We start from the raw sequence: 17,795 nt of genomic DNA on the forward strand, positions 1-17,795 counted from the left end.
TTTACCTTTTTGTCGTTTTATTACATAAAAAAACTGCTGATTAAGGCACTTAATGTAATAAAAGATGAAAACTTTCATTCACAATAATTTTTTCCTTTTTTTTTAGCCGACTATCACCTATTATCGATGGCCTCAGAGCGACTCTGAGCAACCCCATAACCTAATTGCTTTACACTGGAGAAATAAAGCCATGGCTGCTTTGCAAGACAAGATTGATCTATCTCAATACGGTATCACTGATGTTGCGGAGATTGTTTACAATCCTTCTTATGAGTTTTTATTTGAAGAAGAAACAAAAGCAGAGCTCTCAGGTTATGACAAAGGCGTTGTCACTGAGTCAGGTGCCGTAGCGGTAGATACGGGTATTTTCACTGGCCGCTCACCAAAAGATAAGTACATTGTGCGCGACGATACTACACGCGATACCGTGTGGTGGGCTGACCAAGGTAAGAATGACAACAAGCCGATGACTACTGAAACGTGGAACTCACTAAAAGGCTTAGTGACCACGCAATTATCTGGCAAGCGCTTATTTGTTGTGGATACTTTCTGTGGTGCCAACGAAGACACGCGTTTAAAAGTACGTTTCATTACCGAAGTCGCGTGGCAAGCACACTTTGTGAAAAACATGTTTATCCGCCCAACTGATGAACAACTTGCCGATTACGAGCCAGATTTTGTGGTAATGAATGGCGCTAAAACCACTAACCCTAACTGGCAAGAACAAGGATTAAATTCAGAAAATTTCGTTGCCTTTAACTTAACTGAGAAAATGCAGTTAATTGGCGGTACTTGGTACGGCGGCGAAATGAAAAAAGGTATGTTCTCAATGATGAACTACCTATTACCACTGAAAGGCATTGCCTCAATGCACTGTAGTGCAAACGTCGGCAAAGATGGTGACGTTGCGGTATTCTTCGGCCTATCAGGTACAGGTAAAACAACACTTTCAACTGATCCTAAGCGCGAACTAATCGGTGACGATGAGCACGGTTGGGATGACAACGGCGTATTTAACTTTGAAGGTGGTTGCTACGCAAAAACCATTAACCTAAGCAAAGAAAACGAACCAGACATTTACAATGCAATTCGCCGTGACGCATTACTTGAAAACGTAACGGTAGATGAAAACGGTAAAATTGATTACGACGATAACTCAAAAACTGAGAACACGCGTGTTTCTTATCCAATCCATCACATTGATAACATTGTTAAACCAGTGTCTCGTGCCGGCCATGCCAAGAAAGTTATTTTCTTAACGGCTGATGCGTTTGGTGTACTACCACCAGTTGCGAAATTAACGCCAGAGCAAACAGAATACTACTTCCTGTCTGGTTTCACGGCGAAGTTAGCAGGTACTGAGCGCGGTATTACTGAGCCAACACCAACTTTCTCAAGCTGTTTTGGTGCGGCGTTCTTAAGCTTACACCCAACGCAATACGCTGACGTTTTGCGCAAGCGTATGGAAGCGGTAGGCGCAGAAGCTTACCTTGTTAACACAGGTTGGAATGGCACAGGTAAACGTATTTCAATTAAAGATACTCGTGCGATTATTGATGCCATTCTTGACGGCTCAATTGAAGATGCGGAAATGGTTGAGCTACCACTGTTCAACTTAAGCGTACCAACAGCATTGCACGACTGTGATAGCAACATTTTAGACCCACGCAACACTTATGCTGATGCAGCTGATTGGGAAGCAAAAGCAAAAGACTTAGCGGGTCGTTTTGTTAACAACTTTGACAAGTTCACTGATACTGAACACGGTCAATCGCTAGTAGCTTCTGGTCCTCAGCTATAGCCAGTACCTTATTGCAAAAACCACATAGCAAGAAACAGAAAGGCCGCTAACATTAGCGGCCTTTTTTATTGTTGAGCAACTGAGCATTTTGAACTTTCACCTTTAGCATCATTCGCCTGCTAGATAGAAAACTGCAACAGGCAAGTCGCAAATCGAAAACTGTAAATTACAGCCAGATACTTTAAGTAACCTCAGGTTTGGATAAGAAATAGTGAATAACAAATTAATTCAGATAGTTATGCTCATCATTATCTTCTGGCGAGAAATTTTTGCTGATATCAAGGCAAATTTGCACGTCAATAGCTGGCCTATTGCAAGTAAATTTAACGCAGGTAGCAGTAGAAATAGCCGCTAGAAGCACATTAGTTATCCAGAGCTGAGGTTAAGTAAATACACCTCTTACCTGTTTGCCATTATCGCGAATTATCGACTAAGGTTTATTTGTTCACAGCATAATTTAAAGGAGTAAATATGCTCTACATATTGCTAATAAAGTTCACCTTATTTCTTTTACTTTGTGCATGGCTAACCAAACGAAATAATGTCGCGGTAAAAACTTGGAGCGACGAGCAACTTATCAGTGGCTTACCCCATTACCTAAAATTGAAAAAACAAACCCGTCCGCATCGCTTAACCACGCGCTTTTTAGATGTCGATAAGCGTATTAGCCAGATAAAATCAGAAACAGCTCAGCGATTTTCGCCAACATCAATCAAGATGTCGCAACTCAATTTAGCAAGCCGAAAAGCACTAGTCCGCCGTTTGTTGAATAAGCGCCAACAGGCCAAGCTCAATGGCAATTCGTTTGCGCATAAGTTGCTTGAGCAGCAAATTGAAAAGGTAGTTTTTCGTCATAGCTAGCCGCTAAAGCATCAGAGTTCTTAAATCCTAATTCCTACATAATGGCTGCGCTATTGGGCTATTTCGCGGTCAGATTCCTTTTCTATTTTGATTTATGACTAAGAGGGAGCAAGAGTTTCGCCTGTAAGCCACCGGTATCGCGATTAATTAACTGCACCTTGCCGCCATGAGTATCAACAATCCGTTTAATAATCGCTAAACCAAGACCACTGCCTTCGGTACCGCGTGCTTTGTCGCCTTGAGTAAATGGCTGAAATAAGCGCTCCATATCAGCCTCAGGAATACCAGCCCCTTCATCACAGACACTGATATGGGCGTAATGCTTGCCTTCAACGCCTGTGCACACTTGAATATTGCCGTGAGTATAGCGAATCGCATTTTGAATTAAATTGGCCACCGCCCGTTTTATTGCAACATAACGAAGTGGTAGTTGCGGCACTTCACCTGCCATAAAGGTTACTTGTCGATCACTAGGTGTTTCAGCATGAACCACGTCATCCACTAAAACATTCAGATCGGTGAGTTCCGCTTTATCTTTGCTATCGTGACGAATGTAATCAATGAATTGATCGATAATGGCGTTCATATCATCAATATCGCCTTCGATGCCGTCTTTTAGATAGTCGTCCTGCTCCGACATCATTTCCGCACTCAAACGAATACGTGTTAGCGGTGTGCGTAAGTCGTGTGAAATCCCCGCCATCAGTAAGTTACGATCGTCTTCTAACTGCTTTATCCCCTTCGACATATGGTTAAATGCCTGAGTCACCGCCATTATTTCAGTGGTACCTTCTTCTTCCAAAGGCTCAGGAAAATCACCTCGGCCGACGTCTTCAGCGGCGTGTTGCAGCGCACGCAGTGGTCTATTCAAGTTACGTACAAACAACCAACCAGCAGCAACCGATAACACCCCTAAAATGACAAGGAAAAAGAATAAAGGCACAAAATTAGATTGCTCTAAACCAGTAAAGGGAATTTTTACCCATAAACTGGGGGCTTGTGGGGGGCGAATCCAAAATAAATATTCATCGCCTTGTGTGATACGAACTTCTGCAGGGCCATCAAGTAATTCTGACATTTGCGCGGAACGAAATTCTAAGTACACCGCATCAGCAAGACCAAGGCGCATCGCATCTTTTTCTCGATACACACCGATGCCAGTCTCTCGCTGAAAGGCCTCTGCCATGGCCGGGCTGAGCTCAGAGTCTTTAATATCAATAAATACCACGCGAATTTGCTTGGCAAGTAATTCATTCACTTGTTGAAAATTGGGTTGAATAATGTAGAGCGTTATCGATACATACGACACCACTTGGTTAATCAACAACAAAAAGCCAATAAGTAAAACCGTTTGCCCAAAAGCACTGCGCGGCAATATTTTCATATAGAGAGTATCAACTAGTTGTTAAAGCAAGGCGAAAACTGGAGTGCAAAAGAAGCCTAAGCAGCTTCTTGTCCGTCTGGCACGAATACGTAGCCTAAGCCCCAAACCGTTTGTATATAGCGAGGTTTGGCTGGATCTTCCTCTAACATGCGACGCAGGCGACTCACTTGCACATCAATACTACGCTCTAACGCTGAATAGTCTCGACCCCGTGCCAAATTCATTAATTTATCACGAGAAAGCGGCTCTCGCGGATGGGTAACTAGCGCTTTTAATACCGCAAATTCACCACTGGTCAGCGGCATATTAATGTCGCCTTTGACCATTTCTCGCGTTGCCAGATTTAACGTATATTCACCGAACGAAATGACATTTTCTTCCAATGAAGGAGCACCTGGCGCTTCTTGAATTTTTCGACGTAAAACCGCTTTAATACGTGCTAACAATTCGCGAGGGTTAAACGGCTTTGGCATATAATCGTCTGCCCCCAGCTCTAATCCTATAATGCGATCAACTTCGTCGCCTTTTGCCGTTAGCATCACAATTGGGATGTTATTCCCATTTTGGCGTAAACGACGACAGATAGATAATCCATCTTCACCTGGCAGCATTAAATCCAACACTAGTAAATGGAAATTCTCACGCTCAAGCAGGCGATCCATTTGCTCAGAGTTTGCGGCTGAACGCACTACAAACCCTTGTTCAACCAAATAGCGTTCTAGCAGCGCGCGTAAACGCATATCGTCATCAACTACCAGTATTTTTTGAGTTTCCTGTCCCATAGTTTTGGCCTCAATAGCTGTCGTAATAACTTCACTATAAGTGATAAATTTTGCGAATAAAAACCAAGAATGTTACAAAGTATTAAGCTTTGGATATATGTAAACTATTTACATATATCCAAATGGAATCAATGCGAAACATTTTATATGCCAGAAAACTATATTGAGTTATCAGAGAAGCTAGACCAAAAGATGCCTTCAACACTCAACTGAAAACTAGCTAATTAAACCTTGTAAAACCAGATGCTCTGAACTTATTGCAGTGACTCGAATCGAGACTCCTGCAATAAGCTTAACGAAGTGAGTTAGATATGTTGTTGAATAAAGGCAAGGGACTCCTTCAGAAAAATCGTCCTTGATTCACTATTTGACAGCCAGTGGTCTTCACCTTCTAACTTAATAAAGCGACTCTCTTTGTCACCCATTTTATCGAGCTTTTTGTACATCTTTTCGGACTGAAAGGCAGGGACTACCGTATCGTTAACTCCATGGATAAACAAAATGGGGAGTGTCTTTGAAGATACTTGATGATAAGGGGAGTAGGTGTGTAATTTTTCATATTCTCCAGCTCCAATACCAATGAATTTCTTCCAATATTTAGGTGAAGATTTTTGCTCTTTTTCATGGTAGTAAATATCACTTAAGTTACTGATACCAGCAAAAGAAACTGCGCACTTATACAAATCATAGCGCATTGTTGCACTATACAGCGCAACATAACCACCATAACTCGCACCGACAACGCAAATGCGGTCTTTATCAACAATAGATTGATCGATTAACTGCTGTACTCCCTCGTCAACATCCGTTTGCATTTTCTTGCCCCATTCACCATAGGCTAATTTCACAAACTTTTTACCGTAGCCACTGGAGCCTCTAAAATTTGGCTGGTACACAGCAAAACCTTGTTGCGCGAAAAACTGTCGCATCCAGTCAAACGCCATTGAGTCTCGACTTTCTGGCCCACCATGGGGCAACACGATTAATGGCAATTTACCACTAGCTTTATTCGGCTTAGTTAAATAACCATGAACTTTAACCTTATCGGAAGTAGTGAACGCAAACGGCTCAACTTTAGCAAGTTGCGACTTATCTTTAATCGAATACCCTTGTCCAACCAATGAGAGTGAAACGCTCTGGGTATCGTATAAATAATATTCATTAGGATTTTCAGGCCCAGAGACTCGAGCAATAAAGCGCTGTTTACTAGCATCATAGGAGGTTAATTCAACTTCTGCTCCAGTGAATGTAGCCGACAGGTCAAGTTGCACTTGAGCTAACGTTTGGTCGAAATATTCAAACTCTTTAACATGATTGACGTGACTAATTCCTACCATTCGATTTGTATTATAATCAAACAGAATATTACTAACATCTAACCCTTCATAACCAACCAGTGTCGATTCACCGCTAATGAATCCGCTTTCAACTTTAGCTTTCATTAACTCAAGCAAGGTACTCTTATTTCGCTGCAAATAATAAACATACTTCCCACTTTTGCTGGCTGCATATATTATTTTTTTGAAATGCTTCTCTTCTTCACCATCTTTGTATTTGAGCACTTCAAAATCAGCTTCAGGATTCGCTCGATACATGTTGAGCCAACCATCTTTTTTGCCGATGTAGTGTTGGTAGCCCAAAATATTGCCATTCTTATCGCCTAGCCAATCTTCCGCATTTTTCTTTGAAAAATACTCTTCTCGACTGCCGTCAGATAATTTTACTTTGTAAACGGTGCGTTTATCACCGTGATAATTTGACAGTAAAATGAAGTCAGGCTCTTGAGGTAATTTACTAATCAGCTCAGGCGCACCAATGTTGAAACGGAACTGCATACTCTTGAAGGCGAAGTCCATTTTGTTGGTCATGGTATTGAGTATACCTACACGATGTAATGTAAATTTTTCATGGTCGGCATCCGAGTAATGAGGAATTGTCATATTTACGAGTAAATGGTGATTACTCACCCATGTAAAACTGCGGATTTGAGCCTTTTCTACACCAAAAAAAGAAGGTTTTCCCTTCACCAAAGACTGGCTAACAACTCCATAGCGCCCGTCTACATCTCGAAGATATGCAATGCTTTTACCGTCAGGGGAGATTTGTAATGCTTCAATCAGTGGCAGCTTACCAAGCGCCTCAATTGCTGATGCTTGAGCATAAGATTGCAACGAAAAGAAAATAACCAGATACACAACAACAGTGCGTAAAAACACCATAATAAAAGTCCTTTTTGGATGTTACACGACCCTATTTATGCCTTTCGTTTAGAAATAATGTTGTTATTAAACAAATAACTAAGAAAATACATATGGGTAGAAAATTGCCTTATAAATTAGCTATTAACTAATGTCGTATCAATAGCTAACACTACTTTATATATTTAATTGCCTGCTCCGTGACACATTTAGTAAAACTTTTTTGTCGTTGCTCTCGCGATAATCGACTAATCGCATTTTCAACAAGTGCCATTCGTTTTTCGCGATCAGCATCACTTAGTTTTGCAAATTGATCGTGAAAGCAGCCAACTAAGCCGAAATTAAGAGCAGTGTCAGATTGTGCATTTTCCCCCTGTAAACAGGTGCTGAGCTTTTCCGCTAGTAAGCCCTTGTCCATCTGCTCGATTATCTGGCCCAATTGGTAGGGAACAGGATCAATTTTGCGTTCAAGGTTACAACCAAAAAACATATCAGCAACAGCAACCTTAGGAATTATCGCTTGGTGCTTAGGGGCAAATTCTTTCATTAACCACGCTTTGTGCTCTTCACTCATTTTAGATTGTGCATAGCCATTGCTTGCAAATAATAATGCTGAGCAAGTGATGGAAATTTTAAGCGAACGAAAAGCCATAGAAAACAATACCTAAGATTAAAGTAAGCGGGTGTAAGTATAACGAATAAAATCCAACATTGGATGTGCTAATTTGTTATGACTTTTGTTATGAATAGGCGGTATTATTCACAGCCATCGTCACTCAATAGCTACCCCCACCTCGCCAATGCGCAAGTATTATCTGATTTATGTGTTGAACTGCCAAACCAGGAGTTGGTTATTCGCGGGCATATCAATATTTGCCACTAGTTCCATACCCGCCTGTTTGGCAAGATCATCAACGGCTTCAAAATCGCGAATAGCACTTTGCGAATCCCTTTCTTTTAACCAAATGTCGAATTCGGCGTTACTTTCACTGGAGTAATTGCCACTAAAGTTGAATGGCCCGTAGGCAATAAATAAAGTGCCAGACTTGGCCGATACCGACATATTCGCGAAACATTCAATCACGTGCTGCCAGCTCATAATGTGTAACGTATTTGCCGTATAGATAACGTCGAATGGTGTTTTAGGCCAATGCAAAGCATTGGCAACATCTAACTCAATTGGTGAAAGCATGTGCGCACTACCGTGAGCTTTGATGTTGGCCGTTAGTGGTGGAAGGTTAGGTGCAATATCGCTGCACTGCCAGCTAAGCTGAGGCAATTGTCCGCTAAAATAACAGGCATGCTGACCACTCAAGCTACCAATTTCGAGTAATGATTGTTTGTCAGCCAAATACGGCTCTATCGTTTGCCAGATAACGGCTTTGTTGCGTTCACAGCTTGGTGCAAAATTCTGCCAAGCTTGCTCTAATTCGTTCATTTTGAATCTATTTATTTATGATTATTAATAGTAACTATGATTAGTGACTATTAGTATTCACTAGTGTTAAGTAAGGTATTTTAGCGGATAGCCCCTGAACTTAAACGATAATCTGGGCCTTTAAGCAATTATCTGGGGCCTTAACCAACAATCAACCACTTCCATGCTACAAAGGCGGCTAGCCCGGCAACCACGGTAAGCAGCATATTTTTGCGCCAAAAGCTGATAGCAACAGCAACGATTGCGCCAACGATGTAGGGGTTTTCAATGCTGGCGTAGAATTCCCCTTTCGGCATAAAAACAGCAGGAAAAATAATCGCTGTTAACACCGCAATGGGAACATAGTTAAGTGCCCGCTTAAGCTTGTCGGGGAATTCAATGTTGTCTGCGACCGCAAACAGCACGTAACGAATACCAAAAGTAACAACAAACATACCAAAAATCAGTAAGACTTCGTTCATTCGCTTGCTCCTTCACTGAAGTCAGCATCTGATTGTTCGTCAGGTTGCGTTCCATCCTTTTTAGCTTCTAAATACATCGCCACCAAAATAGCTACTATCGCAGAGAACAATAGTCCTGTTTTATGTGGCCAGTCATAAGTGATTAACGACAAAACGCCAGCGGTTAAGGCACATGCTAGCGTTGCACGATCGTGTAAACAGGGCACCACGATACCAATAAAGGCAACTACCATAGCCATATCTAAGCCCCAATTCGCCATGTCTGGAATACTTTGACCGATAAACAAACCCACCAAGGTACATACTTGCCAATTAATATACATAAACAGCGCAGCGCCAAAATAATACCAATGAAAGTTGGCTTGTTTACCGTGGTCAGTTAAGTAATTACTGGCTACCGCAAAGCTCTCATCCGTTAGCAGGAATGCCATAGGAGCGCGAATAGCTTGAGAATAAGGTTTTACATGTGGCAGTAAATTTGCGGAATACAACAGATGGCGAAAATTAACAAAAAAGGTTGTTAGCACGATCACCGGCCAAGCAGCACCGCCAGCTAGTAACCCCACGGCGATAAACTGTGACGAGCCAGCAAAAACAAATACTGACATGGCTACCACAGCCCAAGCAGTAAGCTCAGTGCTTTGGCCAAGTGCCCCATAAATAATGCCAAACGGGATCGCCGCCAAAATCAGCGGAGCACAGTCTTTCATGCCGAGGGTGAATAATTTTGAGCGGGTATATTGCACAAGCCTTGCTGCAGATTTGATAAGTCCTATCAATTACATAGGGGTTAACAATTATTATTCAACCACATACATAATTAATGTTCGTGATATTGCCTATAAACAAGCTACCCCGATGTTTACAGTTAACAACAGGGTAACTTGCTTCGAGAGTGCTGCTGTTGGCTTTGGCTAATGAACGCTAACCAATGGCCGTTGAGACAGACCGAAATGGCTTATTCCGATGCTGGAATAAGATGCACATCTCGTTGTGGGTATGGAATTGTAATACCCGCTTCATCAAAGGCTATTTTTATTGCCTCGTGACTGTCAAAAAACACTGGCCAGTAATCATCTGACTTCACCCATGGGCGCACTAAAAAGTTCACTGAACTGTCAGCATGGGCAGAAACAAAAATATCAACCACAGGGTCTTTAAGGACACGAGGGTCTTTATCCATTACTTCCTGTAAAACTGCCTTGGCTTTTCTAACATCATCGTCGTAGCTAATGCCAAAGGTCATATCGACACGGCGTGTCTCTTCGACAAAAACGTTTTTCACACAACCGTTAGACAACAGGCCGTTAGGAATAATCACCCGCTGATTATCTAGGGTACGCAATATAGTGTTAAAGATTTGAATTTCGACAACATGACCAACATAGCCTTGGGCATCAATCACGTCGCCTGCCTTAAATGGACGGAAGAAAAGAATTAGAATACCGCCCGCAAAATTTGCCAAACTACCTTGCAATGCCAACCCTATCGCTAACCCCGCGGCACCCAGCATAGCAATAAGCGACGCCGTTTCTACACCAATCATAGAGGCGAAAATAATCACCAACACAGCTTTGAAGGTAATATTGAAAATACTGACAAGGAATTGATGCAGGGTTACTTCCACCTGCTTTTTAGTCATCGCGACATCAAGTAATTTGACAATACGGCCAATGATCCAAGAACCGATAATCCAAACAATTATCGCCAGTACTAGCTTAGTACCAAAGGTAATCCCCATTTCGCCAATCAGCTGCATATAGTGCTCAACCTGATTAACATCGATATTCATCGCTTGTGCTGTTTCATCAATCACAGCACTGACTTCGCTACCCTGCTCACTGCTTTGTGTCGTCATAACCTTCCCCTAATTGTTGATCTTTTCGTTGGTTTTAGAAAACTATCAACAATTAAGTGTAGGAAGGATTGGGCGATTATTAAAACTTTGAGGGCAAGCCAAATAATTGAGCTAATGCTCTGCTTGGTTACCAACTTTGGACTTGAGCTTGGACTTGGGCTTGGACGCGGCAGAACTCAATGATCGAGCCAGCACTTGCCAAGATTTTGCGAAAGGTTGCAAATAAATTCCGCGCAGCGTTTGATGCTCTGCATATTCGTCACCAATACCAATACTCAAGGTTTTTACACTTGATGCTCGTACCAAAGTGCCAAACAAGCGATCCCAAATAGCTAAAGCTGAGCCTAAATTCACATCAAATAGCTTAGGGCTGTCGCTGTGGTGGATTTGGTGTTGAGCAGGTGAGATAAACCAGTTTTCTACTTTATCTCCCCAACTTAACCAAATATGACTATGGCGTAAGTTCGAGCCCATAATATTAAAGGCAAAGACAAATAAATTAGCGCCAACAATATCAATCATTTTCAGCGTTGGGCCAAATAAGAAATAACACAAACCAACCACTATGCCTTGTGTTAAAGCCATGCGACACGCATACAAATAGCTTTCCACCGGATGCGAGCGATAGATGGTAAAGGGTGTCAGCACTTTTGCCGAGTGATGCACCTTGTGAAATTCCCACATAAACGGAATTTTATGCAACATGTAATGCAATAAAAAACGGGTAAAGTCATCAACAATAAACAGCAAAACAGTAAATACCATCATGGTCGCAGCGGCAGACAACTGAATATGTTCAATCACCCCAAACACATTTTCCAGCGCTGACGAAATGCCAAGCGCAATGGGCACCATAGTGACCATCACCAATGGAAATAACGCCGCCTTTAGCAACTTATTGAGGACAAACAGCGCATAATCGTTTTTAGCTGATTGGCTAAAGTAGATGGATGCAGGGAAAAGGAAATGCCAAAAGCGTCTAAGCGCAGATTTTCCAGCAAGTTGCTCTGCATTGAAATGTGATTCGGCTAGAGGCGAGGTTTGACGCTGTTTGCCAACACGCCAAAAAACAAAAGCAGCTAGCGCGATAGAAGAAAGGACATAGCCCCAATAAATGCGTTTGTTCGCGTCAAACACATATAGGGATAATTCTTTAAAATTGCTTAGAAAAAAATCTAACATTTCTCAATTCCAATACTGGCGCTGCTCCTTGTTATCACTATACTCTCGCCAGTATCAATACGCACATTGGCCGTAATAAAAATTGGCCAATGGCTAATCGCTAAAAATGTAGCCTCTAGCGTCATGCTAGAAGCTGAGTGTTCTAGCGCTACTATTCAGTTAAAAAGTCGACTAGTAGCGCATCTTTAAAGCTCAATTAATCAACACTTTATAAAAAGCATGATCAAAAGCTTGATAACAACTTAGAAGCTGTATTGATAACCAACAATCGCTTGTTGCGGTTTCGTTGGGCGTGCACCAAACGGGCGACGACTAACAATTTCTTGTTTATCAAACACATTGTCTAGTTTTAGGTAGACACTACCATAGTCACCAAAGTCGTAGCTCGCCGACATATCAACCACAGTCAATGACTCTGTTGTTACACCTGATAGCACCACGCCATCACCAGAAGCTTCTAGCATTTCATCAATGTAACGCGCCACTAAACTAACTTCCCAGTCGTTGCTAGCTAAACCTAAGCTGACAGAAAGCTGGTTTTCAGGCAGGTAAGGCAATGCGTCGCCTTCTTCAACAGCGCCCCACATCGGGAAGTCAGAAACAAAGCTCGTATCAAACTCACCGTCTATGTAGGTGTAGGTAATTGAAGTTGGTACATCAATACCCCAATCCGTTGCAAAAGTGTGCGAGGCCGCTAATTCTAGCCCCAGTACACTGGCTTCACCACTGTTAAACTCGGCATCTAAGTTACCACCACAGGCAGATGCCGCTGAGAATGAGCAGCTTTCTTTCAAGCTGTCGAAGTCGTTGAAAAAGACAACTGCTTCTAACTGAGAATTACCGTTGTGATAGCGGGTACCAACTTCATAGTTAACACTGTTTTCAATATCAACTTCTGGGCTTTCTTGTGGGCGAGTCGGTACAAAGCCTTCGTGTACACCAGCGAAAAAGCCTAGTTCGTCAGAGTATTTGTAGAATACGCTCGCACTTGGTAACCAGATTCTTGAATCTTTATTCAGGTAGTCGCCTTCACTGCCCGGTGCTTCATTCTGATATTCAGAATCAATAAACTCACCGCGAATACCTAAGGTAAATTCAAAGTCATTTACGTAAATCGTATCTTTCAAGAATACCGCTAATGCTTCGCTTGTTTCACGGTTACTGGTTGTCGCAACTTGCGGCGAGCCATCAGACACTAAGTTGCCCGAGCGCATAAAGAATGCATCTTCAGTATGGCGACGGCGAATTTGGTCTTTGTGAAAGCGGAAACCCGCGTTAACTTGATGCTTAAGACCCGCTAGCTCAACATTGTAGTAAAGCTCTGATTGAATACCTTGCGAGTAGAATTCGCGGTAGTTATCACCGACTAACAGTTTTTCAAACTCTTGTACTGAGTCTTGTTCACCGGTCAAAATGCGATAAAAACGCGCATTCACTTCATCTTCAGGATTCGCCAAAATCTCTTGCAGATCGCGATTAACCAAGCCGCCTTTGAAGCTATTAAGCTTAAACCAAGAGCGATCAAAATCGTTGTGGTAAATACGTGTGGTGACATCAAAGGTATCGTTGCCAATAAAGTGGGTAAACATAAACTGTTTATGTTCCCAGTCCATCAATGCCAGTTGGTCAGCAGCGTAGCGACGATTCGGGTTTTCAGCGAAATCTGCGTCCGTTAAACCTAAGTAGGTTTCATTAGACTCTTCATCAGCATAAGCAAGTTTCAACTCAACAATTTGGCTGTAACCACCGCCAGAAAGGTCGTAGTTAAACTTCGCCATGATATCGTTTTTCTCAAAACCAGTATCACCACCGCCATCTAATTCTTTAAAGCCATCAGAGCGCAAGTGCACTCCTTCAACCACATAACCAAAGTCGCCATTAGTGCTACCAAAATAAGCTTTGGCACGACCAAAACCATCACTACCTGCCGCTAAATCAATCGAACCCTCTTTGGCTTGTGGGACTTGGCGAGTCACTAAGTTAATGGCACCCGCCACAGTATTGGGGCCATACTTGGTAGCCGCAGGGCCTTTTGATACTTCAACCGAAGTGATTTTACTCATCATCGGGAAATAGTAAGCTGCTGGCGCTGAATAAGGTGCTGGGCCAATCAGAATACCGTCTTCCATCACGGTAATTTTCTGGCTACGCTCAGGGGTTGCACCACGAAAACCAATATTGGGACGCAAGCCAAAGCCGTCTTCTTCACGAATATTGACACCTGGTACGCTGTAAAGCACACGGTTAATATCGTTAAACTTGAACTTCTCGAGCTCAGCTTCGCCAATTACCGTAGTTGAACCTGGTTCAGTACGTAAGCGGTTGTCATTGCCTAATATTTGAATGCGTTCGTAATATTCAGCAGGCTTGTCATCATCTGGGTTTTCATCAGCAAAAGCTGGCATAGCAACAGACGAAAGCGCTGTCGCAACCGCTAAAGCAAGCGTAGTGCGGTTGATTGTTTTATTGTTATTTGTCAAAACAGCCATGATTAATCGTTATCCCCTGCTGAAGTTTGCGGTAACTCAAGCGCTAAACTATTAATAAAATCAGCTTTTAGCGTATCGGTAACGGCTTTCACACGCGCGTGACTTTCAGTCACTTGTGCTTCGTTATCCGCCAACGTTTGCGCTAAGCTCATTTGGTAAGCTTCAACATCGGCAATCGCAGCTTGTACATCTGCCGTGATGGTGTCTGCCGTTGCTTGATCGCCAACATCGATAAGGTAATCTGTAAAGCCAATGCCGTCTTTACCCGTTAATAATTGCTCAAAGCCACGTAAGTTGTTCATCACATGCTGAATTGATTGGCTAGCAAAGCTTGATTCAACATCCTCTGGACATGCTTGTGAACCACAACTATTCGCGAATAAACCCAGTGGTGTCGCCAACTTGCCATCTTTTGTTACAGTGTCGAGATAGAACATAGCGTCACTGATGCGATTAACCGCATCGTGTTCGCTAGCGATGTTACTTGTTGAGGTGCCAGCGGTTTTAAGTTGCTGCGCATAGCCATTGTCACCCGTCCATAAACTCAGTAGTTCACCACTCGAGTTGACAATATCGTTCGCTACTTCAACCGCAAAACTACAACGCGCAATTTTACGATAAGTTTCGGTTTGATTGTTCCAGTTTTCAGGTGATCCTGTTGGGCAACTATCAGCCAGCTCATTATTAAATAGCAAGTATTCTAACGCGGCCAAACCTTTGCGTGACGGTGTGCGCTGAGTAATATCGTATGGACGGCCATTGACCGTGCCTTCGGCGAAAAACACGACATCAAAATCAACGGCACAGGAGTTCACAATAGGCCAAGAGTAGATGTTATTTTTCAATAAGCTGTCATTCTCAAGCAATGGACCAAGCTGCATTAATTCCGCTTGTTGCCATGTTGCCATTGCTGTACTCCAGCCATTTTGAGCAGCTAAACGTGCATCGGCAACCGCTTGCTCACTGACACTTAACTGCTCTAACGCCGTTTCAGCCTGACAGTAAGCATCAACAAGGATAGCCTGTGCTTGAGCATCTTGTTGGAACTGCTGGAACGTTGGCGTAATCACATTATCTGCAAGATTAGCGATCAATGCTTGCTCATTGAATTCAGTTTGTGTCGGTGGCTGTGTGCTACCACCAAAATCAGGGCCGGCCTCGGCACTTGTATCTTCACCACAAGCACTTAGTAACGCACTACTCACTATCGCTAGTGTTATTGCACTAAGCTTTTTAATCGCCTTTGATGACTTAACAGTTTTCGACTGAGACATTAAATCTCCTAAGCTTTTTATGTTGTTATTAAACGACAAAAAGCCTGGCTGAAGATCAGCCAAGCTTTATATTTTTAACTAATTGTTTTAGTTATATTTGTTTTTGGTTTATTACCAGTTCGCCACGTTTTCTGCATCGAAACTCATTGCTGCTTGAATAATATCACGAGCTGCTAACAAGTCCGCTTTGTATGCTTCTACATTTGCTGCGTCTAATACTGGTGCATCCTGCATTAATTCGTGTAATCGAGTGAAATCAGCGTCAGAAATTTTTGAGTAAGGGTTGAATTGAATACCCAATGCAAAACCTTTCATTTCTGACCAGTGCTTCGCTAAGTCAGTGTAATTGAAATCAGCTGTGCCTAATTTATCTAAGTCAGCGCGTGTATCGTTAATGTAGTGAACAACGGTCGCCACAATTGCACGTTCCCAAGCATCAACAGCTGCGTCACGATGCGTTAATAGTTCCGCCATTTGCTCATCTGTTAAAGCCATACCTGAGTTAGCATTAATAATTTCACGACCCGCAAGGAATGCTTCCATGGCTTGTTTAGTGAAATCTGTTGGGTTCGTGTTGCCCGCTGTTGCGCGATCACGCTTACCAGCATTAACTGATTGGCCGAATAAGAACTCAGATTTTAAACTAATTTCACCGTCACCATCTGTGTCATGCTTACCATTGTATTCTTCACGGTCACCAGCATCAGCATCAATTTTGCCTGAAATTTCGTTGTCTGAGTATTCAAGGTAATCAACGGTTGCACCGAAGTAACCAAAGCCTTCATCAAATTGATGCTCAAGCGTTGAGTATGACTTACCAGATACAGCTGATACGTTATCGGTTAATAAACCTTTGCTACCATCAATGTCGTTACCTGCTGCATCAACAACTTCGTTACCTAAGTAATCGTCTGTCGCTTGAGAGTAAGTAATACCCACTAATAAAAACTTTTGAATAAGTTGCTTCAGGTCAGTACCGTTGGTGTTTAAATAGATATCAGTAATATCTTCACCAGTTGCGGCTTGACGAATAGTACCGTTGATATGTGCTTCAGCGTTATCAGCTAACTGACCAAAGAAAATATCAACTAGGCCTTCAGGTGTTGTCGAGCCTTTCGCGCCCCAACCTTCAAAGTCACCATCGTTCCATAACTTATGCTGGCCTTTTTCATCATTACCAGCCAGTTTACCTACAAGGTTTTTGTGGCTACCTGAAATGTCGGTTAAGAATTTTTCTTTTGCATTGGTGAAAGTGATTGGGAAGTTATCGTATTGAAGCTCTGTTGTGCGGAAGAACTTATTTAATACGTCCATCACGTCTTGACGGCTGGTTAACGTGCCATCATCTAACTCGTCTTTCAGTGTATTTGAGATGTAATGATTAAATTCTGCAATCAAAGCATGGCGAGCTGTTTGACCGGTGTAAGACACACTTGATTCACCATCAACAAACTTACTGTTGAACTTATATGTGTCGAGTAAATCATTAACATTAATTGTTAACTCTTTTGAAAAAGTAGCACCATCAGCATCTGATACGGTTACGTTAACCGCCATTGACATTGCTTGCTCGTAGTTTGCTGCAACACCGTCAGCAAGTTTAAGCTCATCACCATCAATTGCGAACACATCGCTATCAACAGTAAATGTCATTGCACCACCTTCAGCATCTGTTGCTGAAAGCTTACCTACTACTGCACCCGCTGCGTTTTCATCAACCGTATTGTTATCAATAGCAATATCTGTTGGTGCTGTGTTTGGTGTTGGCGTAGGCGTTACGGGACCTGTATCGTCAGAACCACCGCTGCTGCCACCACAGGCAGATAAAGTTAACGACGCTAAAATAGCTGTAGTAATTAGAGACTTTTTCATTTTCGAGATTAACCTTGTTGTTAGTATTGAGCGCATCCCCATAAGTTATAGGTTATTAAATGCTCATGCGTAAAGTTATGTAAATTTTGTAAAGCATACTAGCACAAAGATAAATGCAAATGCGAATAAATATCATCAATAACTTTATGTTTGTTGTTTATGATCAATATTCGATTTTTGATTGTAAAAATATTA

Annotated in this window: 14 protein-coding genes; 2 read left to right on the forward strand and 12 right to left on the reverse strand. The window is 42.3% G+C overall.

All coding sequences use genetic code 11. From position 1 onward, the window contains the following. Window positions 1-190: 190 nt before the first annotated feature. A complete protein-coding gene (pckA, locus tag DXX92_RS17500) occupies window positions 191-1,801 on the forward strand; it encodes a phosphoenolpyruvate carboxykinase (ATP) (protein WP_116001958.1) in 1,611 nt (536 codons plus the stop codon). Between the two features lie 471 nt (window positions 1,802-2,272). Next, complete coding sequence (locus tag DXX92_RS17505) at window positions 2,273-2,662, forward strand: hypothetical protein (protein ID WP_116001959.1); 390 nt, start codon at window positions 2,273-2,275, stop codon at window positions 2,660-2,662. 82 nt (window positions 2,663-2,744) lie between these two features. Here DXX92_RS17505 and envZ read toward each other — a convergent pair whose 3' ends face one another. From envZ to DXX92_RS17565, 12 genes are all read right to left on the reverse strand, one after another. Continuing rightward, window positions 2,745-4,046, reverse strand: a complete 1,302-nt coding sequence (gene envZ / locus DXX92_RS17510) for a two-component system sensor histidine kinase EnvZ (RefSeq protein ID WP_116001960.1) — start codon at window positions 4,044-4,046, stop codon at window positions 2,745-2,747. 56 nt (window positions 4,047-4,102) lie between these two features. After that, window positions 4,103-4,828, reverse strand: coding sequence for a two-component system response regulator OmpR (ompR, locus tag DXX92_RS17515; protein WP_116001961.1), 726 nt, complete (start codon window positions 4,826-4,828; stop codon window positions 4,103-4,105). A gap of 305 nt (window positions 4,829-5,133) precedes the next feature. After that, window positions 5,134-7,047, reverse strand: a complete 1,914-nt coding sequence (locus DXX92_RS17520) for an alpha/beta hydrolase family protein (protein WP_116001962.1) — start codon at window positions 7,045-7,047, stop codon at window positions 5,134-5,136. Between the two features lie 151 nt (window positions 7,048-7,198). Continuing rightward, window positions 7,199-7,678 (reverse strand): hypothetical protein, encoded by a 480-nt coding sequence (locus DXX92_RS17525; RefSeq protein WP_116001963.1) that lies wholly within the window; start codon window positions 7,676-7,678, stop codon window positions 7,199-7,201. A gap of 168 nt (window positions 7,679-7,846) precedes the next feature. Continuing rightward, window positions 7,847-8,464, reverse strand: coding sequence for a DUF938 domain-containing protein (locus tag DXX92_RS17530; RefSeq protein ID WP_116001964.1), 618 nt, complete (start codon window positions 8,462-8,464; stop codon window positions 7,847-7,849). A gap of 140 nt (window positions 8,465-8,604) precedes the next feature. Next, a complete protein-coding gene (locus tag DXX92_RS17535) occupies window positions 8,605-8,925 on the reverse strand; it encodes an AzlD domain-containing protein (RefSeq protein WP_116001965.1) in 321 nt (106 codons plus the stop codon). After that, complete coding sequence (locus DXX92_RS17540) at window positions 8,922-9,671, reverse strand: AzlC family ABC transporter permease (protein ID WP_220347671.1); 750 nt, start codon at window positions 9,669-9,671, stop codon at window positions 8,922-8,924. The genes DXX92_RS17535 and DXX92_RS17540 overlap by 4 nt, the downstream gene beginning before the upstream one ends. 212 nt (window positions 9,672-9,883) lie before the next feature. After that, the gene (locus DXX92_RS17545; RefSeq protein WP_116002504.1) at window positions 9,884-10,717 is read right to left on the reverse strand and encodes a mechanosensitive ion channel family protein; all 834 of its coding nucleotides are present in this window, start codon (window positions 10,715-10,717) and stop codon (window positions 9,884-9,886) included. Between the two features lie 177 nt (window positions 10,718-10,894). Further along, complete coding sequence (locus DXX92_RS17550) at window positions 10,895-11,965, reverse strand: sterol desaturase family protein (RefSeq protein WP_116001966.1); 1,071 nt, start codon at window positions 11,963-11,965, stop codon at window positions 10,895-10,897. A gap of 242 nt (window positions 11,966-12,207) precedes the next feature. Further along, entirely contained in the window at window positions 12,208-14,454 is a 2,247-nt protein-coding gene (locus DXX92_RS17555; protein WP_116001967.1) for a TonB-dependent receptor family protein, read from the reverse strand. A 2-nt stretch (window positions 14,455-14,456) separates the two neighbouring features. After that, entirely contained in the window at window positions 14,457-15,728 is a 1,272-nt protein-coding gene (locus tag DXX92_RS17560) for an imelysin family protein (protein WP_116001968.1), read from the reverse strand. Window positions 15,729-15,839: 111 nt separating this feature from the next. Then, window positions 15,840-17,600 carry a DUF4856 domain-containing protein gene (locus DXX92_RS17565; protein ID WP_245961521.1) on the reverse strand — a complete coding sequence of 587 codons (1,761 nt, stop codon included), beginning with the start codon at window positions 17,598-17,600 and terminating at the stop codon, window positions 15,840-15,842. Window positions 17,601-17,795: the final 195 nt, after the last annotated feature.

This window comes from Thalassotalea euphylliae (genome assembly GCF_003390395.1).
GTDB lineage: Bacteria > Pseudomonadota > Gammaproteobacteria > Enterobacterales > Alteromonadaceae > Thalassotalea_F > Thalassotalea_F euphylliae_C.